Source organism: Streptomyces adelaidensis (genome assembly GCF_016598475.1).
Taxonomy (GTDB): domain Bacteria; phylum Actinomycetota; class Actinomycetes; order Streptomycetales; family Streptomycetaceae; genus Streptomyces; species Streptomyces adelaidensis.
The window spans coordinates 1-26,588 of sequence record NZ_JAEMUX010000070.1 but is presented as its reverse complement, the minus strand read 5'-3'; the positions used below and the strand labels follow the sequence as shown (position 1 = coordinate 26,588).

Here is a 26,588-nt window from a genome sequence, read left to right as displayed (position 1 = left end):
GTGCTGCCGATCGACGCGGCGGCGCACAGCAGTCGCTGGCGCCACCGCCATCCCGTGGACAAGGCGGTGCTCGGACTGGGGCTCACGGTGCTCGCGATCTCCCTGCCGCCCTGGCCCGGCGCGGCCCTGGTGCTGCTGACCGCGCTCGCCGTGCTGCTGGGCCCGGCGGGCGTACCCGGCCGCCGGCTGTGGCGCGCCTACCGCGTGCCGCTGGGTTTCTGTGTCACCGGGGCGCTGCCTCTGCTCGTCCAGGTCGGCGGGCCCGACGGGTTCGTGACCCTGGCCGGGGGCGGCCCGGTCCGCGCCGGGGAACTGCTGCTGCGCACCTCGGCCGCCTCCCTCGGCGTCCTCCTGTTCGCCTTCACGACACCCATGTCGGACCTGCTGCCGCGGCTGGTGAACGCCGGGGTGCCCGCGCCGGTCGTGGACGTCGCGCTGGTCACGTACCGCATGAGCTTTCTGCTGCTGGACTCCGTGCGCCGGATCCGGGAGGCGCAGGCGGCCCGGCTGGGGCACATCACGCGGGCCGCCACCTGGCGTTCCCTCGCCGGGCTCGGCGCCACCGCGTTCGTGCGGGCCTTCGACCGGGCGGCGCGGCTCCAGACCGGGCTCGCCGGACGGGGTTACGACGGCACCCTACGCGTCCTGGTGCCCGAGGCCCGGGTCTCCGTCCGCTTCACCACGGCCAGTGTCGTGCTCCTCGCGGCCCTGGCCGCGCTCACCCTCGTACTGGAAAGGCCGCTGACATGAGCGAGCCCGTGCTGGTCGCCCTGCGGGGCGCGTCCTTCGCCTACGAGGACGGCCCGGCCGTGCTCAGTGACCTCGACTTCGAGGTGCCCGAGGGGCGGGCGCTCGCGCTGCTGGGCCGCAACGGCAGCGGCAAGACGACGCTGATGCGGCTGCTCAGCGGTGGACTGCGGCCGCGTACGGGCGGGTTGGCGGTCGAGGGGCGGCCCGTCACGTACGACCGCAAGGGGCTGACGCGGCTGCGTACGACCGTGCAGCTGGTCGTCCAGGACCCGGACGACCAGCTGTTCGCGGCGTCCGTCGCGCAGGACGTGTCGTTCGGGCCGCTGAACCTCGGTCTGTCCGACGCGCAGGTGCGGGTGCGGGTGGACGAGGCGCTCGGCGCCCTCGGCATCACCGCGCTCGCCGACCGGCCCACCCATCTGCTCTCCTACGGCCAGCGCAAGCGGACGGCCATCGCCGGCGCGGTCGCGATGCGGCCCCGGGTGCTGATCCTCGACGAGCCGACCGCGGGGCTCGACCCCGACGGCCAGGAACGGCTGCTTGCCACGCTGGACGAGCTGCGCGGGTCCGGCACCACGGTCGTGATGGCCACGCATGACGTGGACCTCGCCCTGCGGTGGGCCGACGACGCGGCGCTGCTCACCCCGTCCGGAGCGCGCACGGGCCCGGTGGCCGCGATGCTCGCCCGCACGGATCTCCTCCAGCAGGCGGGACTTCGACTCCCCTGGGGTATCGCGGTCGGTCAACTCCTGCGTAGCCAGGGGAGGTTGAGGGACGATACGCCCGGTCCGCGCACCCCGGACGAGCTGGCCGCGATGGCGGCGGCGGGCACCGAACCCGCGCCGCGCCTGCCTCAGATCCGCAGGCCGTAGGTGCGGACGGCGGTGCCCGCGAAGACCTCCCGGTATTCGGTGTCGTTCAGTGCGGACATCAGCACACCGGCCACGTCGAGGACTTCGACATAGTCGGAGGCGAGTTGGCAGACGGGCCAGTCGGATCCGAACATCAGCCGGTCGGGGCCGAAGGCGTCCAGCACGGTGTCGGCATACGGGACGAGGTCCGCCACGCGCCAGGAGTCCCAGTCGGCCTCCGTGACCAGGCCGGAGAGCTTGCACACGGTGTTCGGCAGGGCGGCCAGCCGCCGTATCTCCCCCGCCCACGGCTCCAGTTCGCCGGTGGCGACGGGCGGCTTGGCCAAGTGGTCCAGGACGAAGGTGAGTTCGGGGAGCCGGGCCGCCGCCTCCGCTGCCGCGGGGAGCTGGTGGGGCTTGACCAGCAGGTCGTAGGCGAGTCCCGCGTCGGCGACGGCGGCCAGGCCGCGCAGTACGTCCGGGCGCGTCAGCCAGCGCGGGTCGGGTTCGCCCTGCACCTGGTGGCGGATGCCCACCAGGAACTCTCCGCCGGGGCATTCCCGCAGTTCGGTGAGTGCGTCGGCGACAGCGGGAGAGGCGAGGTCGGTCCAGCCGACGACCCCGGCCACCAGGGCGCTGCCGGCGGCCAGGGCCAGGAACTCGGGGGTCTCCTCGGGCACGGTGATCGTCTGTACCAGCACCGTGGCGGCGACATCGGTCGAGCGCGCCGCCGATTCCAGCTCGGAGAGGGTGAAGTCGCGGCGCAGCGGGGCGAGTTCGGGCCCGGTGATCCAGTCCTGGTCACGGACGGACAGGTCCCACACATGGTGGTGCGCGTCGACGGTCCTCGGGCCGGTGTCCGTGTCGGTCATAGTGCCCACACCACGGGCAGCCCTGCCTCTGAGCCCTCGGCCGAGTAGTCGTGGACGACGTCGAGCAGGTCGGCCATGCGGGCCTGCCAGGCGATGTTGACCGGCAGTTTCTCCAGCTCGGCGATCATCGCCGGGTAGTCCTTCACCTCCAGCAGGTGGAAGAGGTCGGTGCCGCTGCGCCAGATCGTCCACTCGTTCACCCCCGCCGCACGGATGGCGGCGGTCAGCTCCTCGGGGACCTCGCGGTGCGCCGCCTCGTACTCCTCGACGCGGTCGGCGCGGACCTTGGTGTGCAGGGCGACCCTCACGACGGCTCCTTGGGCGACGGGGCGGGAACGGGGACGGGGACGGGGACGTCCGCGGCGAGCAGACCTTCCGCACGCAGGTCGTCCCAGAGGGCGGCCGGTACGGGGCCGCGCAGTTGCTCCACGGTGTCGCGTACCTCGTCCGGTGAGCGGGCGCCGGTGAGGACGCCCGCGACGGCCGGGTGGCCGAGGGGGAAGCGAAGTGCGGCGGCTCGCAGGGGCACACCGTGGCGTTCGGTGACCGTCTTCAGGCGCCGGGCCCGGTCGAGTACGGAGGCCGGGGCGGGCGCGTAGTCGTAGGTGGCTCCCGGCTTCGGGTCGGTGAGCAGACCGGAGTTGAAGACGCCGCCGATGAGTACGCTGCGGCCCCGGGTGGTGGCCTCGGGGAGCAGTTCGGCGAGGCCTTCCTGTTCCAGGAGGGTGTAGCGGCCGGCGAGGAGGACGACGTCGATGTCGGTCTCGCGCAGGAAGCGGGCCGGGAGCGCGGTCTGGTTCATGCCGACGCCGATCGCGCCGACGACGCCTTCGCCGCGCAGCCGTTCCAGTGCCGGGTAGGCCTCACGGAGGGCCTGTTCGGCGTGGTCGTCGGGGTCGTGGAGCAGGACGATGTCCACCCGGTCCAGACCGAGCCGGTCCAGGCTGGCTTCGAGGGAGCGGCGGACGCCGTCGGCGCTGAAGTCCCAGACGCGGCGGTGGGTGGCCGGGACGGCGAAGCCGTTGGCCAGGTCGTCGCCGCCCCTCTCTCCGCCCACGTCTCCGCTTCCGTCTCGGCTTCCGTCGTTGGGCACCAGCAGGCGCCCGACCTTGGTGGAGACGGTGTACGCGTCCCGGGGGCGGTCCTGGAGGGCGGCGCCCAGGCGGCGTTCGGACAGGCCGAGCCCGTAGTGGGGGGCGGTGTCGAAGGTGCGGATGCCGGCGTCCCAGGCGGCGTCGATCGCCGCGGCGGCGTCCTCGTCGGTCACCGACCGGAAGAGGTTGCCGATGCTCGCGGCGCCGTACGCCAGTTCGGTGACGCGGACGCCGGTGCCGCCGAGGGTCCTGGTCCTCATGAACCCGCCGGGCGGACCCGGAGTCCCTGCATGCCGCCGTCGACGGCGAGGGCGGTGCCGGTGACGGAGGCAGCCGCGGGGCTCGCCAGATAGACGACGGCGGCGGCGACCTCGTCCGCGGTGACCAGGCGGCCCATGGGCTGGCGGGCGTTGAGGGCGGCGCGCTCGGCCTCGGGGTCGTCGGCGGAGTCGAGGAGCCGGCCGATCCAGGGGGTGTCGGCGGTGCCGGGGTTGACGCAGTTGACGCGGATGCCCTCGCGGACGTGGTCGGCGGCCATCGCGAGGGTCAGCGAGAGGACGGCGCCTTTGCTGGCGGAGTACAGCGCGCGCTGCGGCAGGCCGGCGGTGGCGGCGATGGAGCAGGTGTTGACGATCGCCGCGTGGGAGGAGCGCCGCAGGTAAGGCAGGGCGGCTCGGCTGGTACGGACCATGCCGAGGACGTTGACGTCCAGGACGCGGTGCCACTGGAGGTCGGGGTTGTCCTCGACGGTGCCCTGCGCGCCGATGCCCGCGTTGTTCACGACGATGTCCAGTCCGCCGAGCCGTTCGGCGGCCTCCGCCACGGCGGCCCGTACCGAGGCGTCGTCGGTGACATCGGCCTTGAGGCCGAGCAACGGTTCGCGCACGCCGGCGGGTTCGAGGTCGAGCACGGCCACCGCGGCGCCCCGGGCGGCCAGCAGCCGGGCCGTGGCGAGCCCGATACCGGACGCGCCACCGGTGACGATCGCCTTGAGACCTGCCGGCTCACCTGACTGATGGCCTGTCGGCTCACCCGTCGGGTCACCTGTCGGAGCGCCTGTCTGCTCGGTCATGCGACTTCCTCCCGTCCAGCGAGATCGGCGGCCCAGAACGTGCCGTCCGGGTAACGGTATTCCGCGAGCGACTCGGGGTGCATGGTGGCGGAGAAGCCCGGGGCCGAGGGGGCGACGTAGTGGCCCTCCCGCATCACCACGGGTGCGGTGAAGTGCTCGTGGAGGTGGTCGACGTACTCGATGACCCGGTTCTCGGTGGTGCCGGAGAGGGTCAGGTAGTCGAACATCGACAGGTGCTGGACCAGTTCGCACAGTCCGACGCCGCCGGCGTGCGGGCATACCGGCACGCCGAACTTGGCGGCGAGCAGCAGGATCGCGAGGTTCTCGTTGACTCCGCCGACGCGGGCGGCGTCGATCTGGAGGACGTCGATGGCGCCGGCCTGGAGGAGCTGCTTGAAGATGATGCGGTTCTGGACGTGTTCGCCGGTGGCGACCTTCACCGGGGTGACCGCCTGGCGGACGGCGGCGTGCCCGAGGATGTCGTCGGGGCTGGTGGGCTCCTCGATCCAGTACGGGTCGAACTCGGCGAGGGCGCTGGTCCACTCGATCGCCTCGCCGATGTTCCAGCGCTGGTTGGCGTCGATGGCGATGCGGATGCCGTCGCCGACGGCGGCCCGTGCGGTGCGCATGCGGCGCAGGTCGTCGGCGAGGTCGGCGCCGACCTTGAGCTTGATCTGGGTGAAGCCGTCGGCGACGGCCTGCTTGGCCAACCGGGTGAGCTTCTCGTCCGAGTAGCCGAGCCAGCCGGGGGAGGTGGTGTAGCCGGGGTAACCGCGCTCCAGCAGGGTCGCCTCGCGCTCGGCGAGACCGGTCCGGCCCTCGCGCAGGAGGGTGAGGGCGTCCTCGGGGGTGAGGGCGTCGGCGATGTAGCGGAAGTCGACCTGGGAGATGAGCCATTCGGGGTCGGCGTGGGCGAGCAGCCGCCACAGGGGCTGCCCGGCGCGCTTGGCGGCCAGGTCCCACACAGCGTTGACGACGGCGCCGATGGCCATGTGCATCACGCCCTTCTCGGGGCCCAGCCAGCGCAGCTGGCTGTCCCCGATCAGGTCGCGGCTGACCGAGCCCGGGTCGGCGCACAGCTCTTCCACCGAGCGGCCCACGAGGTGGTCCCGCAGGGCGCCGATCGCGGCGACCTGGACATCGTTGCCGCGGCCGATGGTGAAGGTGAAGCCGTGGCCTTCGAGGCCGTCACCGGCGTCGGTGCTCAGCACGACGTAGGCGGCCGAGTAGTCGGGGTCCGGGTTCATCGCGTCGGACCCGTCCAGCTCCCGCGAGGTGGGGAACCGGACGTCGAAGGTGTCGACCCCGGTGATCCGGGCGATCCGGGTGGGGGTTTCAGTCAAGGGAGTGCCTTTCACGCTTGTCACGCTTGGCCGAAGGTCTGGCGCTGGCCACCGAGCCCGTCGACAGAGAGTTCGACCGTGTCGCCGGGGCGGAGATAGGGGGTGCCGGGCAGGCCGAGGGCCACGCCCGCCGGCGTACCGGTGTTGATCACGTCGCCCGGCTCCAGCACCATGTACTGGCTGAGGTAGGCCACGAGGTGGTGGACCGGGAAGATCATGTCGCTGGTGTGGCCGTCCTGGCGCTTGACGCCGTTGACGCTCAGGTGCAGTCCGAGGTTCTGGGGGTCGCCGACCTCGTCGGCGGTCACCAGCCAGGGGCCGAGCGGGTTGAACGTCTCGCAGGACTTGCCCAGGTCCCACTGCGAGGAGTACTCCAGCTGGAACTCGCGCTCGGAGACGTCATGGCTGACCGCGTACCCCGCGATCACCCCCGCCGCCTCCCCGGGGCCCTCCAGATAGCGGGCCTGTCGTCCGACGACGACCGCCAGTTCCACTTCCCAGTCGGTCTTCACCGAGCCGCGCGGGATCAGCACCTCGTCGTACGGGCCGACGACCGTGCCCGGGTCCTTCATGAACACCACGGGGCGGGGCGGGATCGCGGCCCCGGTCTCGGCGGCGTGGTCGCGGTAGTTCAGCCCGACGCAGACGATCTTCCCGGGGCGGGCGACAGGGGCGCCGATCCGCAGACCCGCCGGGTCGAGTCCGGGGAGCGCGTCCTCCGCGATCGCCGCGCGGGCCCGGTCGACACCGTCCGACGCGAGGAAGGCGCCGTCTATGTCGGAAGTCACGGAGGACAGATCCAGCAGCCGGCCGTCGTCGGTGCGGACGGCGGGCCGCTCCTCGCCCGGGGCGCCGACTCGTAGCAGTTTCACCGGGGTAGCTCCCTTGCCATGGAGGTCCTTCATTCAGTCGGTCGTTCAGTCGGCCATTCATCGGAGGAATGGCGCACCGGTGACTGTAAGGCCAGTTCGGCGGACTGACAACGCATTCCTCGGATGTATTTGACCGACAGGGAGCACCTCCCTACCAATGAGTCCGATGTGTCCGAAATCACCTGATGACATGTCCCGTGCGCCTCAAGATCCAGACGGGCAATTCGTTGCCGATACCCCCTTGTCGATCCCGGCAATGCCGTCGTAACGTCCTGGACGTCCGAGATACATCGGAGGAATCGCCCCATCTGATTCGGGGCCTCCACACTCCGGTGCTCGTTCTCCGCACTCCCACTCTCCCCGCCCCTCGGGCGAGAGCACCCCTCCCCCGGTCGCCCCGTGGGGCTCCCCCGTCCTGGTCAAGGAGAGAACCCGGCCATGAAGCTCGCTCGCACCCGCTCCACCGCCGTAGCGGCCTGTGCCGTCGCGGCCCTCAGCCTGCTCACCGCGTGCAACCGCGACAGCTCCGGATCCGCCGCCTCGGGCGACGACAAGCCCGCCATCGGGATCGACCTGCCGCGCTCCGACTCGGACTTCTGGAACTCCTACGCGGAGTACCTGAAGAAGGACGTCAAGTCCGAGGACATCAACGCGCTGCCGCTCAGCAACTCCCAGAACGACGTGACCAAGCTGGTCGCCAACGTGCAGGTGTTCCAGAACACGGGTGCCAAGGCCGTCGTCATGGCCCCCCAGGACACCGGCGCGATCGCCTCCACCCTGGACACCCTCGCCTCGAAGAAGATCCCCGTGGTCAGCGTCGACACCCGGCCCGACAAGGGCGACGTCTACATGGTCGTGCGCGCCGACAACCGGGCCTACGGCACCAAGGCCTGCGAGTTCCTCGGCGAGCAGCTCGGCGGCAAGGGCAAGGTCGCCGAGCTTCAGGGCGCGCTGGACTCGATCAACGGACGCGACCGGTCCGAGGCGTTCGCCGAGTGCATGAAGGAGAAGTTCCCGAAGATCCAGGTCTTCGAGCTGCCCACCGACTGGAAGGGTGACGTGGCCTCCGCCAAGCTGCAGTCGACGCTCGCCCAGCACCCGGACCTGAACGGCATCTACATGCAGGCCGGCGGTGTCTTCCTGCAGCCCACCCTCGCCCTGCTGGAGCAGAAGGGCCTGCTCAAGCCGGCGGGCCAGAAGGGCCACATCTCGATCATCTCCAACGACGGCATCCCGCAGGAGTTCGACGCCATCCGCAAGGGCCAGATAGACGCCACGATCTCCCAGCCCGCCGACCTGTACGCCAAGTACGCGCTGTACTACGCCCAGGCCGCGGCCGAGGGCAAGACCTTCAAGGCGGGCAAGACCGACCACGGCTCCACGATCGTCGAGATCCCGAACGGCCTGGAGGACCAGCTGCCGGCCCCGCTGGTGACCAAGGACAACGTGGACGACAAGTCCCTGTGGGGCAACAACGTCGGCTGACGGCCGGCCGGAGGGACAGCCGGATCGGGCTGTCCCTCCCGCCCCGGGTCGCGGCGCTCGGCCCGCACCCTCGCAATCGACTTCCACGAAGGACGGTATCCACCATGGCGGACACCGCGACCGCCCCGGCGGGCGGCGGCGGAAACCCGGCCGCCGGGAGCCACGCCCCGGTGGCCGAGGCCACCGGAATCAGCAAGAGGTTCGGCGCCACCGTCGCGCTGCGCGACGCCCGGATCACCATCGCGCCGGGCGAGGCGCACGCGCTCGTCGGCCGCAACGGCGCCGGAAAGTCGACACTGGTGTCCATTTTGACCGGACTCCAGCCGGCCGACACCGGCACCCTGCGCTACGCGGGCGAACCGGCACCCCCCGTCGGGGACATCGACGCCTGGCGTTCCAAGGTCGCCTGCGTCTACCAGAAGTCCACGATCATCCCGGACCTGACCGTCGCCGAGAACCTCTTCCTCAACCGGCAGAGCGGCGGCCCGATGCAGCCAATCCGCTGGAAGCAACTGCGGGGGCGCGCCGAGGAGTTGCTCGGTGAGTACGGCGTGGACGTCGACGCCGGCGCGCGGGCGAGGGAGCTCACCGTCGAGCAGCGGCAGTTCGTGGAGATCGCGCGGGCGCTGTCGTTCGGCGCGCGCTTCATCATCCTGGACGAGCCGACCGCGAAGTTCGACGCCCGCGGCATCACCCGGCTCTTCGACAAGCTCCGCGACCTCCGCCGGCAGGGCGTCGCCTTCCTCTTCATCTCCCACCACCTCCAAGAGGTCTACGACCTCTGCACCACTGTCACGGTCTACCGCGACGCGGCGCACATCCTCACCGCGCCCGTGGCCGAACTCGGCCACCAGGCGCTGGTGGAGGCCATGACCGGGGAGTCCACCAGCACCGCGCCGACCACGGAAGGCGGCCGTAGCGCCGTGCGGACCGACTCCGCCGAGCTGCTGAGGGTCGAGGGCCTGACGCTGTCCGGCGGCTGCCGCGACCTGTCCCTGTCGGTGCGCGCCGGCGAGGTGGTCGGGCTCGCCGGCGCGACGGCCAGCGGCAATGTGCAGGTGGGCGAGGCGGTCGCCGGACTCCACCGCGCCGAGGACGGCAGGATCTCGGTCGCCGGCAGGAGCGTGCGCACCGGCAGTGTGCCGTCCGCCCTCGCCGCCGGCGTCGGTTTCGTCCCCGAGGACCGCCACCTCCAGGGGCTGGTCAACAACCGCAGCGTGGCGGAGAACGCGACGCTCACCGTCACCGACCAGCTCGGCCCGTTCGGCACCGTACTGCCCTCCAGGACCAGGGCCTTCGCCCAGCGCATGATCCGGGACCTCGACATCAAGACACCCGGCGAGGCCACCCCCGTGTCGGCGCTCTCGGGCGGCAACCAGCAGAAGGTCGTCGTCGCCCGGGCGCTGGCCACCGACCCGAAGGTGCTGGTGGCCATCCGCCCCACCAACGGGGTGGACGTCAAGTCCAAGGAGTTCCTGCTGCGCCGGATCCGGCAGATCACGGACGGCGGGAAGGCCGCGCTGATCGTCTCCGACGAACTGGACGACCTGAAGGTGTGCGACCGGCTCGTGGTCATGTTCCACGGGCGGGCCGTCGCCGAGTTCGCGAGCGGCTGGACGGACGAGCAGGTGGTCGCCGCCATGGAGGGCGTGGGCGGCCGAGCCGACGCGTCCGACACCGACCGGGCCGAAACATCCGACACCACCGAAGAGCACGGAAGGTAGGCATGTCCGCCACCACTGATGTCACCGAACCCACAGCGGACGTGACGCCGAAGACCGCCGGGGACACCCGCCGCGGACTCGGCATCGGTCGCTTCCGCGAGCTGTCCCTGGTCCCGGCCATCCTCGTCCTGGGGCTGATCGGCTTCATCGTCTCGCCGGCCTTCCTCACCGCCGACAACCTCATCGGTGTGGCCCAGCAGTCCACCGAGCTGAGCCTGCTGGTGCTGGCCACCGCACTGATCCTGGTCTGCGGCCGGATGGACCTGTCCCTGGAGTCCACCATCGGCGTGGCTCCCGTCATCGCCGTATGGCTGGTCCTGCCCACCAGCGGCGCCCGGTTCACGGGCCTCGGACTGCTGCCCGAGTGGACGGCCGTCCCGCTCTGTCTGCTGGTGGGCGTGGTGATCGGGGCCGTCAACGGGTTCCTGATCCTCAAGCTGCGCCTCAACGGGTTCATCGTCACCCTCGGCATGCTGACCATGCTGCGCGGACTCCAGGTCGCCCTCTCGGAGGGCCAGTCCATCGTGGAACTGCCGTCCTCCTTCACCTACCTCGGCAAGGCGTCCTGGCTGGGTGTACCGGCCGCGATCTGGATCTGCGTGATGCTGTTCGCGCTCGGCGGCAGCGCGCTGGCCTGGCTGCGGCACGGCCGGGCGCTGTACGCGATCGGTGGCAACGCCGAGGCGGCTCGCACCGCCGGTATCCGGGTGGACCGGATCGTGTGGGGGGTACTGATCCTCGGCAGTGTGCTGGCCGCGTTCGCCGGCATCCTCTACAGCGGGCACTACGGGTCCATCTCCGCCACCCAGGGCAGCGGCTGGATCTTCCAGGTCTTCGCCGCGACCGTCATCGGCGGCGTGAGCCTCAACGGCGGCAAGGGCACGGTGTTCGGCGCCCTCACCGGTGTGCTGACGCTGCAGCTCGTCGTGAACGTGATGACGCTCGCGGGTGTGCCGCCGCTGTGGAACCAGTTCCTCAACGGCGCGATCATCATCGTCGCGCTGATCATCTCCCGCTTCGCCTCCGGCGAGAAGCAGGAGTAGGCGCTGTACAGGAAGGCACCCTCGTGGCACTGACGGACGAGGCGATGGACAAGATCAAGGCGATGATCGTGGCCGGCGAGCTGGCCCCGGGCTCCCGCCTCCCCAAGGAGGAGATCCTCGCCGCACAGCTCGGCCTCTCCCGCAGTTCGCTGCGGGAGGCGGTCCGGGCGCTGACCGCCATGCGCATCCTGGTCACCCGACAGGGCGACGGCACGTACGTGTCCAGCCTCGAACCCCATCTCCTGCTGGAGTCGCTCTCCTTCGCCTCGGACGTCTCCCAGGGACACACGGCCCTGCAACTCCTCCAGGTACGACGGCTGCTGGAACCCCAGGCCACCGGCGTGGCCGCCGCCCTCCTCACCGACGCGGACCTCCAGGAGCTCGGCACCATCCTGGAGCGGTCGCGGTCCGCCGCCACGGTCGAGGAGTTCGTCGGCCACGACATCGCCTTCCATCTGCGCATCGTGGCGGCGGTCGGCAACCCCGTCCTGTCCATGCTGCTGCGGGTCCTCTCCACCCGCACGCAGCGCGTCCGCATCGTCCGCGGCACCCGGACCGGGCGGGCCGTGGAACACGCCCACCGGGAGCACGAAGCGATCCTCCGCGCCCTGCGGACCCGCGACGCCGCGCTGGCGGTCTCCGCCGCGGCGGTCCATGTCGCCGAGGTGGAACAGTGGCTGGCGGCCGACCTCGACGAGGACCCCTGCCGTACCTTGGCCTTGGACGGCTGACGGACTGTCACATACCGGTGGCGTCCACCAGCTTGCCGAGGTCGACGAACTTGAAGCCGGTGGCTGTGCGGGTGCCGCCCTCGCCGTCCGGTACGCCGGGGGTCTCCTGGCCGTCCTGGACGACGAGGAGGCCGCGCGGGTAGCGGCTGCCCAGCGGGACGTTGAGGACGGCGGCGCCATCGCACTCCTCCACACTGTCGAGCGAATCCGACGCGGCGCCGATCCGGAAACCGCCCTCGTACTCGTTGCCCTCGCTCACCTCACGGTCGTACAGGGCGAAGGTGTCGTCGCCCTGGCCAGAGGCGAGCAAGTAGCCGTCCCCGTCCCGCTCCTGATAGAGGGTCAGGCCCTCGACGTCGGCCGACAGCCGCCTTCCGCCGTAGCCGGGGTCGGTGCCCGGCGCGCACTCCTCGGTCTCCTCGTCGTACGTTCCGGGGACGCCGTACTCCTTCACCTTGTCCACCAGGACGGGCTTGCCGGTGAGGTCGGCGCGCAGGCGCCAGATGCCGATGTCCTCCTGTCCGGCGTAAAGGGTGCCGGTGGCCGGGTCGACGACCATGCCCTCGACCTGCGGGAGTTCATCGGGTTCGCCGCAGGGGTGCCAGGTCGTGCCGTCGGGGAGGCGGAAGGAGGCGGGCAGGTCGAGGGTGCGGACCTTGCGGTAGCCGACCTTGCCGTTCGCCGCCGGCAGGAGTTCGAGCAGAGCGAGACGGGTGCGCTCACGCCGGCTGACGAGGGCATACGTACGGCCGGTGGCCCTGTCCGTCCAGGTGGCGAGGCCGTACGCGGTGCGCTGGTCGTTGATCTCGGCCTGGTCGACGGAGAACACGGGGGCGGCGGCCGGGTCGGTGACGTCGGTCAGGGGGCCGTTCGGGCGGGAGGGGTCGATGCGGTAGAACCGCAGCCGGTCGTTGCCCCGGTCGCTGACCACCGCCACGTCGGCCCGGCCGGTGGAGGTGCGCAGGCCGGTGACGAGGTCGACGTTGTTGAAGCGGCCGGGGGCTCCGTCCGCCGTCGGCGGCTTTGGCGCGGGCAGCGACTGCACGAGGCGGGCGTCCAGGTCGTAGACGCGCAGGCCGCCCTCCTTGGCGGTGGCGACGACGAGGCTGCGGCCGGGGTCTGCGGGGTTCCGCCAGATCGCCGGGTCGTCGGCGTCGGAGTTGCCGCCGGCCTCGTCGTCGTAGAGCGCCGCCGACTCACCGGTGGCGGTCACGGTCGGCAGGCCGGACGTGCCCGCTCCCGCCGGGGCCGCCGCGAGGAGGGTGGTCAGCGCGGTGGCCGAGGCGAGAAGGGCGACTCTTCGAGCGGTGCGGGGCGTTCTCACAGGCTTTCGCTTCCTTACCGTCGTGAATGACCGTCATGACTTCATCACGGCCATGACCGATGAATGACCGTCATGATCGCCATCGAATGTCGGGGACATGCAGATGGTGCGGAGAGAAGCTTGCGCGCAGGAGGACGCGGCCTGTCCATGACGTCATGGTCAATCGGCTCCGGTTTGGCCGAAGTTCGCCCGGCCGTCGCCCGATCCGACGGTTGCGCGGCGGTCGACGGCCCCCGCCAGGGGGCCGACGCGGACCTGTCCGACGTCACCTGACGTAGCGGGCCGGCCGGGTGGTGACGTGGAGGCCGTACTCCAGGGGGCCGCGGCGGAAGCGTCGGGTCCAGGCGGTCGCGAGCAGCAGCGCGGTCACGCTGTGGACGAGCAGGTCGACGAGGGCCGGGCCGGTCTCCTCCGCCATGCCGAACACCCGGATGGCGAGGATGTGCAGGACGTACGCGGTCAGGGCCGTCATTCCGACGGCGCGGACGGGGGTGGCGAGGCGTCGCAAGCGTGGCAGCCGGTCCATGGCGGTGACACACAGCACCACGAGGAGCAGTGCGACGCCGGTGTTGCCGAGGATGGAGAACGTCGTCTGGCTGTGCGGCGCGCCCACCAGGAGCCAGGCCGCCGGGGTGTCGTCGTTGAGGTGGCCGACCGTGTCGGACCACCAGGCCGAGGCGGCCGAATCGCCGTCCGTCGCTGCGGCGACGGTGGCGCGCGCGTGCGGGACGAGGCGGAGCGCCAGCCAGGAGCCGCCGTAGCCGAGCCCGGTCAACGCCGCCCCGGTGACGGCCAGTTGGGTGCGGACGGTGCTCCGGCTGAGGTCGAGCCGGGCCACCGCCATGCCCGCGAGCATGAACGACAGCCAGGTGAGCACGGGGTACTCGCCCGTGAACAGCAGTTCCATGAAGCCGTCCGTGTCGCTGATCCGGGCCAGTGGATCCCAGGCGATGACCGTGTCCGCCCAGCTCCCCTCCTCGATCGACAGCCGTATCAGGTACAGGACTTGGGGCATCACGAGCGCGCCGACGGCGGCGACGGCCGCGAGCGTTCCGGCCCGCAGCCGGTACAGCGGGAGTACGGCGAGGAAGGTCAGGCCGTAGAAGGCGAGGATCACGTCGACGTCGGTGTCGAGGGCGGTCAGGGCGAACCCCAGGACGATCAGGACGACGGAACGGATGACCATCCGGGCCACCGCCTGCCGTCCGGCGCGCCCGGTGCGGGGTTCCGGGCGGCCGGTGATCAGCACGAGGGTGAAGCCGGCGAGCAGCGCGAACAGGGCGGAGGAACGCCCCCGTGCCAGCTCCAGGACGAACCCCAGCGGGCCGCCGGTCTCGGGGTCCGGGCCGACATGGGCGGCGTACATGCCGAAGACGGCGAGGCCACGGGCGAGATCGATGCCGACGAGCCGTCCGGCCGACGGCGCCCGGGAGACGACAGCCGGGCGGCCGCCCTCTTCGACGCCGGGCGCGGCGGGAGGTACGGAAGTGGGCCCCGCGGCGGGTACGGAGGTGAGCCCCGCGGCGGGAGCGGAGGCGGGGGCAGGGGCGGGAGCGGAGGCGGGGGCAGGGGCGGTGGTGGGCACGGTGGTCGGCTTCGACGACAAGCCCGATGACGTCTCTGGTGTCATGGACTTCAGCGTCGGGGGCGTGTCGGGCGCGTGCCCATCCGGCGAGTGGCCGGGTATTTCCCGCCGATCAGCCGGAGCCACCCCCGCCAGGTGACGGGAAACCGGTACGAAAAGGAACCTGCGGGCGGCCCTGGACGTCGTACCGGTCCGGCGGTGGTCCGGCGGCGAGCGGAGCACGGGTGATCCGGGTACTGGTGGTCGACGACGAGGCCCTGATCCGCACGGGCTTCGAGCACATCCTCAACTCCGCGGACGGCATCGACGTCGTGGCGGCGGTCCCCGGCGGCCGGGCCGTGCACGCCGTACGGGAGCTGCGCCCCGAGGTCGTCCTGCTGGACATCCGGATGCCGGACGTGGACGGGCTGACCGTCCTCGCCGAACTCCGCAGACTGCCGCGCCCTCCCGTGGTGGCCATGCTCACCACCTTCGACATGGACGAGTACGTGGCGGCGGCCCTGCAGTCGGGGGCGGCCGGCTTCCTCCTCAAGGACACCGATCCCGAGCAACTGCCGTACCTCGTACGCACTTTGGCGGCCGGGGGCATCGTCCTGTCGTCCCGGGTGACCCGCACCGTCGTCGACGGCTACCTGGACAACGGGCCCCGGGAGGCCGCCGGCCGGCTCGTCGACCGGCTGACCGAGCGCGAGCGTGCCGTACTCGTCCTCATCACCGAGGGGCTGTCCAACACCGACATCGGCGAGCGGATGCATCTGAGCACCGGGACGGTCAAGGACCATGTGAGCGCCCTGCTCACCAAGCTGGAGGTGGGCAGCCGCGTCCAGGCGGCCCTGCTGGCCGAGCGCGCCGGCCTGCTCAGGCCACAGCGCGCGCCCGGCCCAGAAGGAGAGGGCGCGTGACGTCCCGTGGGACGGGTCGGCGGATGAACTCCCGTACGGGGGTTGCACGGCCGACGTCCGGTGCGGCGGAACGGCTGATGGCGTCCCCCGCGCCGCCCGCGCCCGTGATGGACACCGTCCTGGTCACGGTGTCGCTGCTGGACGTGTGGATCCATGACGTGGGCACCCATCACCCCCGGGAGCTGGCCTGCGCCCTGCTCGCGACGTCCGCGCTCGTCCTGCGCCGCCGGCTGCCGCTGCCGACGTTCCTGCTCACGCTGCCGACCGCCTTGTTCACGGACGCCGTGTTCGCCACGCTGGTGGCGCTCTACACCCTCGCCTCGCGCACCCACCACCGGGTCCTGCTGGCCGTCTGCGCGGTGGGGTTCGCGGTCTGCGACCTCACCTGGTGGTCGTGGCCGTCACCGGAGTTCGCCGACCTGTCCGACCGCCAGGCGCTGATCCCGGTCTCGTACAGCCTGGCGCAGGCGACCGCGCCCCTCTTCCTGGGGCAGCTCGTGCAGGCCCGCCGGGAGTTGTCGCTGCGGCTCGTCGAGGTGTCGGAGGCACGTGAACACGAGCGGCTGCTGCTCGCGCAGGGCGTCCTCGCGAGGGAACGCGCCCAGCTCGCCCGGGAGATGCACGACGCCGTCTCCCACCAGGTCAGCCTGATCGCCGTGCGGGCCGGGGCCCTCCAGGTCGGCAGCCGGGACCCGGAGGCGAAGGAGGCCGCGGCCACGATCCGGCTGCTCAGTGTGCAGACCCTGGACGAGCTGCGGCACATGGTCGGCATACTGCGCGCCTCCGGCAGCCGTCCCACCGAGCTGACCCCGCAGCCCTCGCTCGCCGACCTCGACCGGCTCGTCACCGGCAGCGGCATCGAGACCGACCTGCGCACGGAGCTGCCGGCCGACCTCCCGCCGCCGGTGCAGCGCGCCGTCTACCGCACCGTGCAGGAAGCCCTCACCAACATCCGCAAGCACGCCCCGGGTGCCACGGCCACCATCCGCATCCGGCACCAGGACGGCACCGTCCGCGCCACCGTCACCAACACCGCCCCCGGCCGCCCCGCCCTCTCCCTCCCCGGTGCCCACCACGGCCTCATCGGCCTGCGCCAGCGAGCCGAACTCCTCGGCGGAACGGTCACGTCCGGGCACCTGGGGAACGGCGGCTACGAACTCCGTCTGGAGCTTCCGGTGAACGGGACGCACTGAGCCGGTCCCGGTCCTCGCCGGCATGGACCGCTGGGGTCGCGGCTGATGCGTGTTGCCGCAACGCCCGACCGCCCGCGCTCCGTTGACCTGCGGACGGGCGTGTTGCGGAAGCGGATACGAAAGGCCGCAACGGTGTCGATCGTTGCCGCTTCGCCGTTTTCCCGGCGCAACGCCCGCATCCCCCTACATCCTGTGATTCCCCTTACGGCGCCTCATCCGGAGCGCGCCGTTGCAGCCGGTGTCCGGCTGAGGGCCGAAAGAGGAGCGATGGATCGTTTACGGCTGCCGAAGAAGTTGGTGTGGTTGCTGGTCACCGCCTTGTCGGTCGGAGCGGGCGCCGGTGTGCTGTCGACACTGGCCGGCGACGGGGCGGCGCGCAGCGTCCTGTGCGGACTGGCCGCCCTCGGAGGCACCGTTCAGGTCCTCCACCTGGTGCTCGCGCACAGCGTCTTCGACGACGCGGGCACCCGGCGCCGGCCGCGCACGAAGGCTGATGACCGCCGTGGGTGAACTCCGGCCGCTGGCCCGCGATCTGACCCCGGAGTCCCGCGCCCTGGCCCAGGCGCTCCGCGAACTGTTCGAAGGACTGCCGGTTTCGATACGCCGTTACGCGGCCCGGCGCACCCGGGACGCCGGCACCTTCTCCCGGTACCTGAACGGCACCCGTATCCCGCCGTGGGACGTGGTGACGGACCTGTTCACCGATGTCGCCGAACACCGCGGCGTGGCGGCCACACCGGAAGCCATCGAACTCGTACGGCGGTTGCACGGCGCCGCCGTCGAGAGCGGCCCGACGTCGAGGCTCGCGATGGAGGAGCTGGAACAGCAACTCGCCGAGGCGGACCGGACATCGCGCCGTTCCACCGCGCGCGGTGACGCCCTCGGCGACGCGCTGCTGGACCGCAAGCATCGCATCGCCGACCTCGAAGTGCGGCTCAGCCAGCTGGAAGCGGCCTGGAACGCCGAACGGGAGCGGGCCGACCGCCTGGCCGCCGCCAACCCCGACTTCACCGAACTGCTGCGCGAGCGGGACCGGTTGCAGGGCGAAGTGGTTCGGCTGTCCGCCGACCTCGACGACGCCCGCAAGCAACGCGACGGCGCCGAGGAACGCTGCGACCTCCTCGAACGCCAGCTGGAGGCCGTCGAACAGGTCCAGCAGACCGCCGCGACCCTCCCCGCGGCCCCGCAGACCATGCCCAAGATCCTCATCGTCGACGACCAGCCGGACAACCTGCTGGCCATGACCGCCGTGCTCTCCACCCTCGACCAGGAACTCGTCGCCGTCTCCTCCGGCCAGGAGGCGCTCAAGGCGCTCCTCGACAACGACGACTTCGCCGTGATCATCATGGATGTGCAGATGCCCGACATGGACGGCTACGAGACCGCCGCCCACATCAAACGCCGCCCCCGCAACCGCGACGTCCCCATCATCTTCCTCACCGCGATCGGCGCCGACCCCGAACACTCCGCCCGCGGCTACGCCGCCGGCGCCGTCGACTACATCGGCAAGCCCTTCGACCCCTGGGCCCTGCGCGCCAAGGTGGCGGTGTTCACCGGCATCTATCTCGAACGCCGTCTCGCCGGGGAGAGGTAGGGCGGTAGGGCAGGCACGCCGGGGGCGCCGGGGCGACCGGCTCCTCGCGGCCGGACCTGACCGCGGGACCGGATGGCCCGCGCTCACTGAGCGGCTCCTTCGTCCGTAGACTCTGCGGGAACGTTTTCCACCACGCGGGAGGAGACCGGATGGAGCCGGCGCCGCCTCGCCGCGTCACGATCGTCGATGTCGCGCGGCACGCCAAGGTGTCGACCACCGCGGTCTCCAAAGTGCTGCGCAACGCCTACGGGGCCAGCCCCGAGATGCGTGCGAAGGTGCGCCGGGCGATCGACGAACTGGGATACCGGCCGTACGCGGCCGCACGGGGCCTGCGCGGCCAGACGTACACCATCGGCGTGATGCTGCCCGACATCCGCAATCCCTTCTTCCCCGAGATCCTCGCCGGGATCACCGGGCGCCTCAAGGACACCGACTACCAGGTCTTCCTGGGGCCGGGATGCAACGGGGAGAGGGAAGAGGCACGCGTCACCGAAGCCATGATCGACCAGGGGATGGACGGCATCGTCCTCATCGCGCCCGTGTCACCGCGCGACCGTCTCGAACAGGTCGCCTCCCTCGTACCGACCGTCGTCGTGGGCCGGCACGGGCAGTCCCAGGCGTACGACACCGTCACGGACGACGACATGGCGGGAGCGGCCCTGGTCGTCGGTCATCTCGTCGGCCTCGGGCACCGCAGGATCGCCCACATCGAGCACCATGAAACCGATCCGACGCGCCTCGCGGAGATGCCCAACGCCCAGCGTGCCGAAGGTTATCGGCGGGCCATGCGGTCACTCGGCCTCGCCGAGGAGATCGACGTGGTCTCCACCAGCTACACCCAGCAGGGCGGATTCCAGGGTGCCGAGGAACTGCTCGCACGCCCCCAGCGGCCACCGCCGTCTTCGCCGGTGCGGACATCGTCGCCATGGGCGTCCTGGACGCGGTCGCCGAAGCCGGGCTCGCCGTGCCGGGCGACATCTCGGTGGTCGGATACGACAACACGACGTTCGCCGCGTTCGGCCCGATCTCGCTGACCAGCGTCGACCAGGCCGGACACGAGATCGGCGGGAACGCCGCCCGCCTCCTCCTCGAGCGCATCGGCGACCGCCGCAAGCCGTCGGCCCAGGTCAAGCTGTCCCCCCCGCTGGTGCCGCGCCGGACCACGGCTCGCCTGCCGGAGTAGTCCCGGCCGAGCCCGGTGGCGCACATCCGTTCAACCGAACGGTTGAACGGAGTTTCCATCCCCCGAAGACAGAATCGCTCCGGACGGACGACGCGAAGCCGGGCTCGGACGCATCAGAATGACCACCGCCCCCATCGTGCCGGGCCCAGTACGTCACACCCCCCATGAAACGAGGTCTCCTCGGCATGTCCACCTCCCCCAGCAGGCGACGCCTTCTCACCGTCGGCGCCGGTGCCGCTCTCGGCGCCGGCGCGTTCGGTGCCTCCGCTGTTCCGGCCTCGGCCTCTCCCGCCGCGTCCCGGCGCCGGACCGGGTCCGAGGAGAGCCGGACGCTCGACGAGCTGTACCAGGCAGCCCTCGCGGAGGGCGGGAAGCTCGTCGTCTACGCCGGCGGCGACACCCCGACCCAGCAGGACGGCACCAAGGCCGGCTTCAAGGCCCGCTTCCCGGACATCGACCTGACGCTGATCGTCGACTACAGCAAGTACCACGACGTCCGCGTCGACAACCAGTTCGCCACGGGCAGCGTCGTCCCCGACGTCGTGCAGCTGCAGACTTTGCAGGACTTCACGCGCTGGAAGGAGCAGGGCCGCCTGCTCCGCTACAAGCCCGCCGGATTCTCCAGGGTCCACGACGCGTTCAAGGACCCGCAGGGTGCCTGGGTCGCGGTCGCGGCGATCGCCTTCGGCTTCATGTACGGCGTCGACGCGGTCGGTTCGCGGGCGCCGAAGAGTCCGCTCGACCTGGTCGACCCGCAGTGGAAGGGGAAGATCGCCTCGTCCTACCCGCACGACGACGACGCGGTCCTCTACCTCTACTCGCTGTACGCCAAGAAGTACGGCTGGGAGTGGGTGGCCAAGCTCGCCGCCCAGGACGTGCGGTTCGCGCGCGGCAGCAACAGCCCGGGAGAGGCGGTCGGCAGCGGCCAGAAGGCGATCGGCATCGGTGGTGCCGGCTCGTTGGCGGCGCCCGCGTCGTCTCCCACCCGGTTCGTCGTCACCGACGGGCACCCGTTCATGGCCTGGGGCCAGCGGGCCGCGATCCTGAAGCAGGCCAAGAACCCCACCGCGGCCAAGCTCTACCTCAACTGGCAGCTGTCCACCGGCCAGCAGCAGGCGTCCTTCAACGGCTGGTCCGTACGCACCGACATCACGCCCCCGGCGGGCCTGGAGCCGATCTGGGACTACCCCGACGCGCACGTCGACGGCTTCCCCCGCTTCATGGCCGACCGCGCCGAGATCGAGCGCTGGAAGCAGACCTTCGCCCTGTACTTCGGCGAGGTCAAGGGCGACCCCACGCCCGGCTGGCTCGGCCTGCGCCCCGGAGCCTAGGATCTGGGCCGGCCTGGCCGCCGCCCCCTTCCCCCACTCGGCTCGGCGGGCAGGCCGTAGCCGGAACCGTCCAGAACCCTCGACGGATTTCCCGCCCGGTACCTCAGTCGGCGCGCTCGGCCGTCCAGGTGATGTGTGGGGGCTCGACGCGTGCGCACAGGGGGCCGCCCCGGGCGTCGGTCAAGCCGAGGCGTCCGACCAGCAGACCGTCGTGTGCGGCGGTGGCGAGGAGGTCGGCGGGGATGACGTCGAGCATGAGCTTGGCGCGGCGGAACATGGTGAAGGTGCCCGACTCGTCGACCGTGCCCCAGGACAGGTAGATGAACCGTCGGCCCAGCCGGTCCTGCACATAGGGCCCTTTGACATCGGTGCCGGTCGGCGAGACGAGTGCGGTGCACTCCAGGGTCCAGGTCGCGGACGGGGCGTGGCCGGGCTGTGGCGCCAGGAGTTCGGCCGGGCGGTCGCGGCGTTGTACGGCGACGTGGACGTTGTCGTACACGGTGACGTTGCCGTCGGCGGGGGCCGGGCAGGTGCGGCCCGGCAGGTCGATCGCTTCGATGCGGATGTGCATACCGGCCATCATCCCGCCCTCGTCCCTGCCTTGCCGGTGAGGCGGCGCTTCGTGCGACCGCCTCACCGGCGCAGGTGGACCGACGTCAACGCAGCGTGCTGGTCAGGCGGTAGCGGCCCGACGGCAGCCGGTACGAGGCGACGCCGTCCGTGTGGCCCAGGAACCGCACCCCGTCCAGGCGGGACAGCGGGGTCCGCCCCTCGCGGACGGAGTCGGCGGAGACGGCCGGGAGGCGCAGGGTCGCCTCACTAGCGGCAAGGGCGGTCTGCTGTTCCAGTCCGACGTCCAGGTCGGCTCGACGACCACCCGGCTGGTCAGCGACACCGGCTGGAAGCACACCGTCCACCCGGGCTACTCGAACAACACCAGCGGCAGCCAGGCCAACTTCCGGCTGCCCGAGTCGAACATCCACTACGACGCCCGCAACGCCGCCCCCATGTCCGGGTGGCGGTCGTCCGGCTTCGACGACAGCGCCTGGAGCGCGCCCACCGACTACGGCGCGGTGGGCGCCGCGCCCTGGAGCGCCCTGGAACGCCCTGGTCGAACGACCGATTCCGCAGTTCCGGTACTCCGCCCTCAAGTCCTACACCAACGCGTCCTCGTTGCCGTCCACCGGCCAGGGCTCCACGGCCATCTCGGCCGCCCGGCCGTCCAACCTCCAGGTCACGCCGTATCTGAAGGTGGACGCCCCGGCCGGTGCGGTGATCGGCATCCAGACCGACCATCACGACGACGGCTCCAATCTGACGGGGATCGAGCCCGGAACCGGCTTCAACGTACGCTCCACCTACGTCTGCGCCGGCGGGGTCCAGGAGTTCGAGTCCCTGGGCTGGATGAGCGGTACGGCCGTCCGCTACACGATCCCGGCGGGCGTGACGATCCTGGAGCTGAAGTACCGGGAGAGCGGCTACGACACGGATTTCTCCGGCTCGTTCAGCAGCAGCGACGCCTTCCTCGACACCCTGTGGGGCAAGGCCGCCCGCACCATGTACGTCAACATGCGGGACAACTACATGGACTGCCCCACCCGCGAACGCGCCCAGTGGTGGGGGGACGTGGTCAATCAGCTCAAGGAGGGCTTCTACACGTTCGACACCCGCTCCCACGCCCTCGGCGCTAAGGCGATCTCGCAGCTGGCCTCCTGGCAGAAGGCCGGCGGCGCACTGTACTCCCCGGTCCCCACGACCATCTGGACCGCCGAACTGCCCGTCCAGATGCTCGCCTCGGTCTGGTCGTTCTGGACGTACTACCTGTACACCGGCAACGCGAGCGTCGTCACCGACGCCTACCCGGCGGTGAGGACGTACTTGAACCTGTGGAGCCTGGACGGCGACGGGCTCGTCAACCACCGTGCCGGGGACTGGGACTGGGAGGACTGGGGCACCGACATCGACGCCCGCGTTCTCGACAACTGCTGGTACTACCTGGCCCTGGACACCGCCGCCAAGCTCGCCGACCTCAGCGGCAACAGCGGCGACGTGGCCGGCTGGAAGGCCCGACGCGACAGCGTCAAGGCCAACTTCGACCGTGTGCTGTGGAACTCGGCCAGGAACGAGTACCGCTCCCCCGGCTACACCCGTGACACCGACGACCGGGCCAACGGCCTCGCCGTCGTCGCCGGTCTGGCGCCCGCCTCCCGCCACCGCGCCATCACCGAGGTGCTGCGCACCCACCTCAACGCCAGCCCCTACATGGAGTTCTACGTCCTCGAAGCGCTGTATCTCATGGGCGCGGCCACGGTCGCCGAGGAGCGGATGCGCAACCGCTTCGCCGCCCAGGTCGCCGACCCCGCCTGCCACACGCTGTGGGAGCTGTGGACCAAGGCCGACGGCACCGACAACCACGCCTGGAACGGCGGCCCGCTGTACGCCCTGTCCGCGTACGCCGCCGGAGTCCGCCCCACCAAGCCCGGCTGGACGACGTACGAGGTCGTCCCGCGGACCGGCACCCTCACGAAGATCAACACCGTCACTCCGACCGGCAAGGGCGACATCCGCTTCGGCATCACACGGGACGGAACCAAGGCCACGCTGACGCTCACCTCGCCGAGCGGGACGACGGCTCGCGTGGGCGTGCCCGTCCACGGCGGGTCCCAGCCGGCCATCAGCGCCAACGGCAGGACCGTCTACACGAACGGTTCCTCCACCGGCGGCGTCAACGGCCTGGCGTTCGAGAGCAAGGACTCCTCGTACGTGTACTTCACCGTGCAGCCGGGCACCTGGACCTTCACCGCCACCGGCACCGGGCGTCTCGACAACCTGGCCCTGGGCAGGCCCGTCTCCAGCAACAACAGTCTGGAGAACGCCAATTGGGGCACGGACCGGCTGTCCGACGGCAGGCTCACCAGCGTGACCGGGGCGAGGGGCTACACCAGCAACGAGTTCTCCTCCCCGGACGTGAGCGCGAACCCGGTCTGGGTCGAGGTCGACCTCGGGACCGACACGGACATCGACGCCGTACGGCTCTTCCCGCGCACCGACACCCCGGCGGCCGGTGGCGGCACCGCGGGCTTCCCCGTCGACTTCACGGTCCAGACCCGCCCCGAGGGAGCCGGCACCTACACCACCGTCCGCACCGTCACCGCCGAGCCCGACCCGGGCGGGCTGGTGCAGACGTACGGCTTCAGGACCACCACCGCCCGCTACGTCCGGGTGCGGGCCACCAAGCTCGGCGCTCCCGCCAACGACGAGACCACCAAGTACCGGCTCCAGCTCGCCGAGCTCGCCGTCCCCACCGCCACGACCACGGTGGCCGCCAACTACTCGCTGGAGAACGGCGACTGGGGCAAGACCCGCGTCCTGGACGGCACCACCACCAGTGTCACCGGCGCCAGGGGCTTCACCAGCATCGACTTCCCCTCCGCCGACGTCAGCGCCACACCCGTCTGGATCGAGGTCGACCTCGGCGCCGACCGGGCCATCGGCTCCGTCACCCTCCACCCCCGCACGGACACCCAGGCGGCGGGTGGCGGCACTGCGGGCTTCCCCGTCGACTTCACGTTGCAGACCAGGGCCGACGGCAGCGGTACGTACACCACCGCGCGCACCGTCACCGGCCAGTCAAACCCGGGCGGAGCCGCCCAGACCTATACCCTCACCTCCGCCACCGGCCGCTACCTCCGTCTGAGAGCCACCAGGCTCGGCGCGGCCGCCTCCGACGAGACGACCAAGTTCCGTCTCCAGCTCGCCGAGATCCGTGTCGTGTAGCGGGCAGGCATCGCCACCCGCTCCCGTGCCGTCCAGGGCGCATCACGCTCCGGCGGCACGGGTCTGGAGAGCGGGAACGAAAGTTTCGTACTTCTCCAGGTGCTTGCCAAGCTCTCGCGGACCCACGGACCGTGGTGCGCGTCCCGGAATCCGCCCGGCGAAAGGACTCGATCAGGGTGTCGAGCAGGCCCCAGACCGGCAAGACCATCAGCAACCCAGTGATCCCCGGCTTCCACCCCGATCCGAGCATCTGCCGGGTGGGCGAGGACTACTACCTCGCGTGCTCCAGTTTCGAGTACTTCCCCGGCGTACCCCTCTTCCACAGCCGGGACCTCGTGCACTGGGCCCAGATCGGCAACGCGCTCGACCGGCCGGCCCAACTGCGCCTGCCGTTGGGCGCGCCCTCCTCGGGAGGGATCTACGCGCCCACACTCCGCCACCACGACGGCCGGTTCTGGCTCATCGTCACGAACGTGAGCGGCGACGGCAATCTGCTCTTCACGGCCACCGACCCGGCGGGCCCCTGGTCCGATCCGATCCGGCTGACCGGGGTCCACGGCATCGACCCGGACCTCGCCTGGGACGAGGACGGCAACTGCTGGTGCACCGTCGCCGGCGTGAGTCAGTTCCGTATCGACCCCCACACCGGGGAGACGTTCGGTCCGCCCCGCCGGCTCTGGTCCGGCGGCCCCGGCGCGAAAGCCCCGGAAGCACCGCACCTGTACCGGATCGGCGACTACTGGTACCTGCTCATCGCCGAGGGCGGTACCGAGCGGTGCCACGGCGTCTCGATCGCGCGTGGCCGCACGCCGGGCGGCCCGTTCGAGCCGTGCCCGGACAACCCGGTCCTCACCCACCGCGGCACCGAACACCCCATCCAGAACACCGGCCACGCGGACCTGGTCCAGGCACCCGACGGTTCGTGGTGGATGGTGCTGCTCGGCGTACGGCCGGGCGGGGGCACTCCCGGCTGGCACGTACTCGGGCGGGAGACGTTCCTGGTGCCGGTCGAGTGGGTCGACGGCTGGCCCGTCGTCGGCGAACTGTCGACCGACCTGCCCGCGCCCCCATGGCCGCTCCAGCCCCACACGGCCGTACCGGGCCTGGACGACTTCGACTTCAGCGACCTGGCCCCGTACTGGGTCTCGCCGCGCCGGCGCTCCCCCGAGGACTGCACCACGAAGGAACGGCCCGGCCGGCTGACCCTGCGCGCCCGCGGCGGATCACTCGACGACACCGACGTGACGTTCGTCGGCCGGCGGCAGCAGCACCTGTCCTGCCGGGCGCGAGCCCTGATCGATGTCGCGGAAGGGTCCGGCGGGCTGGCCGTCCGCCTCGACGAGCGGCACCACTACGACATCGAGGCCTCGCCCGGGGAGGTGCGGGTGCGTGCCCGCATCGGTCCGTCGAACACGGTCGTGGCGTCCCGGCCGGTGCCTCCCGGCCCCGTCGTTCTGCGCATCGAGGTGACCGCCGTACAGACCGTGAACGACGCACGCACCGGCCCCGACACCGTCTCGCTCGGCGTCGAGGAACCGGACGGCACCTTCGTCGAGTTGACCTCGCTCGACGGCCGGTACCTGTCCACGGAGGTGGCCGGCGGCTTCACCGGCCGCGTCATCGGCATGTTCGCGGCGACCGGCTCCGTGCACTTCGACTGGTTCGACTACGAGCCGATCGGCGACTGAGGCGGTCGCATGGTCGTCGGCTCGGCCCCCCGGCCGCCGTGGGGCCGGGCTGGTTCGGCGCCCCGGGCCGTCACCTGCGCGGTTCGGCTACGCCGTACTGCGGACGACCGCTTCGAGGCCCGCCATGAGGGCCAGTCGGCTCGCGCGCACGTGATCGCGCATGGGGATAACGGT

The 26,588-nt window shown here is 71.3% G+C and carries 24 protein-coding genes and 1 pseudogene; 15 read left to right on the top strand and 10 right to left on the bottom strand.

Annotation, left to right across the window (positions count from 1 at the left end):
- Both cbiQ and I8N67_RS30900 read left to right on the top strand, forming a co-directional pair.
- Positions 1-750, top strand: a complete 750-nt coding sequence (gene cbiQ, locus I8N67_RS30905) for a cobalt ECF transporter T component CbiQ (protein WP_200307537.1) — start codon at positions 1-3, stop codon at positions 748-750.
- Complete coding sequence (locus tag I8N67_RS30900) at positions 747-1,622, top strand: energy-coupling factor ABC transporter ATP-binding protein (protein ID WP_200307536.1); 876 nt, start codon at positions 747-749, stop codon at positions 1,620-1,622. The genes cbiQ and I8N67_RS30900 overlap by 4 nt, the downstream gene beginning before the upstream one ends.
- Here the strand turns inward: I8N67_RS30900 and I8N67_RS30895 are convergent.
- Genes I8N67_RS30895 through I8N67_RS30870 form a run of 6 tightly spaced genes read right to left on the bottom strand, consistent with a single transcriptional unit; the run spans position 1,604 to position 6,854 of the window.
- Complete coding sequence (locus I8N67_RS30895) at positions 1,604-2,473, bottom strand: amidohydrolase family protein (protein ID WP_200307535.1); 870 nt, start codon at positions 2,471-2,473, stop codon at positions 1,604-1,606. The genes I8N67_RS30900 and I8N67_RS30895 overlap by 19 nt on opposite strands.
- Positions 2,470-2,781, bottom strand: coding sequence for an L-rhamnose mutarotase (locus I8N67_RS30890; protein WP_200307534.1), 312 nt, complete (start codon positions 2,779-2,781; stop codon positions 2,470-2,472). Before I8N67_RS30890 ends, I8N67_RS30895 begins: the two co-directional genes overlap by 4 nt.
- Positions 2,778-3,827 (bottom strand): aldo/keto reductase, encoded by a 1,050-nt coding sequence (locus I8N67_RS30885; RefSeq protein ID WP_200307533.1) that lies wholly within the window; start codon positions 3,825-3,827, stop codon positions 2,778-2,780. The genes I8N67_RS30890 and I8N67_RS30885 overlap by 4 nt, the downstream gene beginning before the upstream one ends.
- Positions 3,824-4,639 (bottom strand): SDR family NAD(P)-dependent oxidoreductase, encoded by an 816-nt coding sequence (locus I8N67_RS30880; RefSeq protein ID WP_200307532.1) that lies wholly within the window; start codon positions 4,637-4,639, stop codon positions 3,824-3,826. Before I8N67_RS30880 ends, I8N67_RS30885 begins: the two co-directional genes overlap by 4 nt.
- On the bottom strand, positions 4,636-5,982 hold the full coding sequence (locus I8N67_RS30875) for an L-fuconate dehydratase (protein WP_200307531.1): 1,347 nt from the start codon (positions 5,980-5,982) through the stop codon (positions 4,636-4,638). Before I8N67_RS30875 ends, I8N67_RS30880 begins: the two co-directional genes overlap by 4 nt.
- A 20-nt stretch (positions 5,983-6,002) precedes the next feature.
- Complete coding sequence (locus I8N67_RS30870) at positions 6,003-6,854, bottom strand: fumarylacetoacetate hydrolase family protein (protein WP_200307530.1); 852 nt, start codon at positions 6,852-6,854, stop codon at positions 6,003-6,005.
- Between the two features lie 438 nt (positions 6,855-7,292).
- On the opposite strand from I8N67_RS30870, the gene I8N67_RS30865 reads away from it, so the two are divergent.
- From I8N67_RS30865 to I8N67_RS30850, 4 genes are all read left to right on the top strand, one after another.
- Positions 7,293-8,339, top strand: a complete 1,047-nt coding sequence (locus I8N67_RS30865; protein WP_200307529.1) for a sugar ABC transporter substrate-binding protein — start codon at positions 7,293-7,295, stop codon at positions 8,337-8,339.
- A gap of 104 nt (positions 8,340-8,443) precedes the next feature.
- The gene (locus I8N67_RS30860) at positions 8,444-10,063 is read left to right on the top strand and encodes a sugar ABC transporter ATP-binding protein (protein ID WP_200307528.1); all 1,620 of its coding nucleotides are present in this window, start codon (positions 8,444-8,446) and stop codon (positions 10,061-10,063) included.
- Between the two features lie 2 nt (positions 10,064-10,065).
- Positions 10,066-11,106, top strand: a complete 1,041-nt coding sequence (locus tag I8N67_RS30855; protein WP_200307527.1) for an ABC transporter permease — start codon at positions 10,066-10,068, stop codon at positions 11,104-11,106.
- A gap of 23 nt (positions 11,107-11,129) precedes the next feature.
- A complete protein-coding gene (locus I8N67_RS30850; protein ID WP_200307526.1) occupies positions 11,130-11,837 on the top strand; it encodes a FadR/GntR family transcriptional regulator in 708 nt (235 codons plus the stop codon).
- Positions 11,838-11,844: 7 nt separating this feature from the next.
- On the opposite strand, the gene I8N67_RS30845 is transcribed toward I8N67_RS30850, so the two are convergent.
- Both I8N67_RS30845 and I8N67_RS30840 read right to left on the bottom strand, forming a co-directional pair.
- Positions 11,845-13,161 (bottom strand): phytase, encoded by a 1,317-nt coding sequence (locus I8N67_RS30845; protein ID WP_200307525.1) that lies wholly within the window; start codon positions 13,159-13,161, stop codon positions 11,845-11,847.
- 265 nt (positions 13,162-13,426) lie between these two features.
- Entirely contained in the window at positions 13,427-14,791 is a 1,365-nt protein-coding gene (locus I8N67_RS30840) for a DUF418 domain-containing protein (protein ID WP_234046570.1), read from the bottom strand.
- 179 nt (positions 14,792-14,970) lie between these two features.
- Between I8N67_RS30840 and I8N67_RS30835 the strand changes: the two genes are divergently transcribed.
- The 7 genes and pseudogenes from I8N67_RS30835 (at position 14,971) to I8N67_RS30810 (ending at position 20,949) form a co-directional block, all read left to right on the top strand.
- Positions 14,971-15,648 (top strand): response regulator, encoded by a 678-nt coding sequence (locus I8N67_RS30835; RefSeq protein ID WP_200307524.1) that lies wholly within the window; start codon positions 14,971-14,973, stop codon positions 15,646-15,648.
- Between the two features lie 77 nt (positions 15,649-15,725).
- Positions 15,726-16,841: a sensor histidine kinase gene (locus I8N67_RS30830; RefSeq protein ID WP_200307557.1), complete on the top strand. Its 1,116-nt coding sequence runs from the start codon at positions 15,726-15,728 to the stop codon at positions 16,839-16,841.
- Between the two features lie 267 nt (positions 16,842-17,108).
- The gene (locus I8N67_RS30825; RefSeq protein ID WP_200307523.1) at positions 17,109-17,351 is read left to right on the top strand and encodes a hypothetical protein; all 243 of its coding nucleotides are present in this window, start codon (positions 17,109-17,111) and stop codon (positions 17,349-17,351) included.
- A complete protein-coding gene (locus tag I8N67_RS30820; RefSeq protein WP_200307556.1) occupies positions 17,344-18,435 on the top strand; it encodes a response regulator in 1,092 nt (363 codons plus the stop codon). Before I8N67_RS30825 ends, I8N67_RS30820 begins: the two co-directional genes overlap by 8 nt.
- 149 nt (positions 18,436-18,584) lie before the next feature.
- Positions 18,585-19,268: pseudogene (locus I8N67_RS30815) on the top strand (LacI family DNA-binding transcriptional regulator); the annotation flags it as partial.
- Positions 19,269-19,285: 17 nt separating this feature from the next.
- Positions 19,286-19,618, top strand: coding sequence for a substrate-binding domain-containing protein (locus I8N67_RS43140; protein ID WP_372443834.1), 333 nt, complete (start codon positions 19,286-19,288; stop codon positions 19,616-19,618).
- 185 nt (positions 19,619-19,803) lie between these two features.
- Positions 19,804-20,949 carry an ABC transporter substrate-binding protein gene (locus I8N67_RS30810; RefSeq protein WP_200307522.1) on the top strand — a complete coding sequence of 382 codons (1,146 nt, stop codon included), beginning with the start codon at positions 19,804-19,806 and terminating at the stop codon, positions 20,947-20,949.
- Between the two features lie 103 nt (positions 20,950-21,052).
- Here I8N67_RS30810 and I8N67_RS30805 read toward each other — a convergent pair whose 3' ends face one another.
- The gene (locus I8N67_RS30805) at positions 21,053-21,520 is read right to left on the bottom strand and encodes a DUF5990 family protein (protein WP_234046568.1); all 468 of its coding nucleotides are present in this window, start codon (positions 21,518-21,520) and stop codon (positions 21,053-21,055) included.
- An 85-nt stretch (positions 21,521-21,605) separates the two neighbouring features.
- Positions 21,606-21,857, bottom strand: coding sequence for a hypothetical protein (locus I8N67_RS30800; protein WP_200307561.1), 252 nt, complete (start codon positions 21,855-21,857; stop codon positions 21,606-21,608).
- 265 nt (positions 21,858-22,122) lie between these two features.
- Here I8N67_RS30800 and I8N67_RS30795 point away from each other — a divergent pair, with 265 nt between their 5' ends.
- Both I8N67_RS30795 and I8N67_RS30790 read left to right on the top strand, forming a co-directional pair.
- The gene (locus I8N67_RS30795) at positions 22,123-24,726 is read left to right on the top strand and encodes an alpha-L-rhamnosidase-related protein (protein ID WP_234046567.1); all 2,604 of its coding nucleotides are present in this window, start codon (positions 22,123-22,125) and stop codon (positions 24,724-24,726) included.
- 176 nt (positions 24,727-24,902) lie between these two features.
- Entirely contained in the window at positions 24,903-26,414 is a 1,512-nt protein-coding gene (locus I8N67_RS30790) for a glycoside hydrolase family 43 protein (protein WP_200307520.1), read from the top strand.
- The last annotated feature ends 174 nt before the right edge of the window (positions 26,415-26,588 follow it).

Coding starts and splice junctions, on each gene's coding strand:
- I8N67_RS30865 (WP_200307529.1), top strand. CDS start 7,293: ATGAAGCTCGCTCGCACCCGCTCCACCGCCGTAGCGGCCTGTGCCGTC.
- I8N67_RS30810 (WP_200307522.1), top strand. CDS start 19,804: ATGTCCACCTCCCCCAGCAGGCGACGCCTTCTCACCGTCGGCGCCGGT.
- I8N67_RS30805 (WP_234046568.1), bottom strand. CDS start 21,520: ATGCACATCCGCATCGAAGCGATCGACCTGCCGGGCCGCACCTGCCCG.
- I8N67_RS30855 (WP_200307527.1), top strand. CDS start 10,066: ATGTCCGCCACCACTGATGTCACCGAACCCACAGCGGACGTGACGCCG.
- I8N67_RS30840 (WP_234046570.1), bottom strand. CDS start 14,791: ATGACACCAGAGACGTCATCGGGCTTGTCGTCGAAGCCGACCACCGTG.
- I8N67_RS30825 (WP_200307523.1), top strand. CDS start 17,109: ATGGATCGTTTACGGCTGCCGAAGAAGTTGGTGTGGTTGCTGGTCACC.
- I8N67_RS30895 (WP_200307535.1), bottom strand. CDS start 2,473: ATGACCGACACGGACACCGGCCCGAGGACCGTCGACGCGCACCACCAT.
- I8N67_RS30830 (WP_200307557.1), top strand. CDS start 15,726: ATGGCGTCCCCCGCGCCGCCCGCGCCCGTGATGGACACCGTCCTGGTC.
- I8N67_RS30900 (WP_200307536.1), top strand. CDS start 747: ATGAGCGAGCCCGTGCTGGTCGCCCTGCGGGGCGCGTCCTTCGCCTAC.
- I8N67_RS30860 (WP_200307528.1), top strand. CDS start 8,444: ATGGCGGACACCGCGACCGCCCCGGCGGGCGGCGGCGGAAACCCGGCC.
- I8N67_RS30880 (WP_200307532.1), bottom strand. CDS start 4,639: ATGACCGAGCAGACAGGCGCTCCGACAGGTGACCCGACGGGTGAGCCG.
- I8N67_RS30885 (WP_200307533.1), bottom strand. CDS start 3,827: ATGAGGACCAGGACCCTCGGCGGCACCGGCGTCCGCGTCACCGAACTG.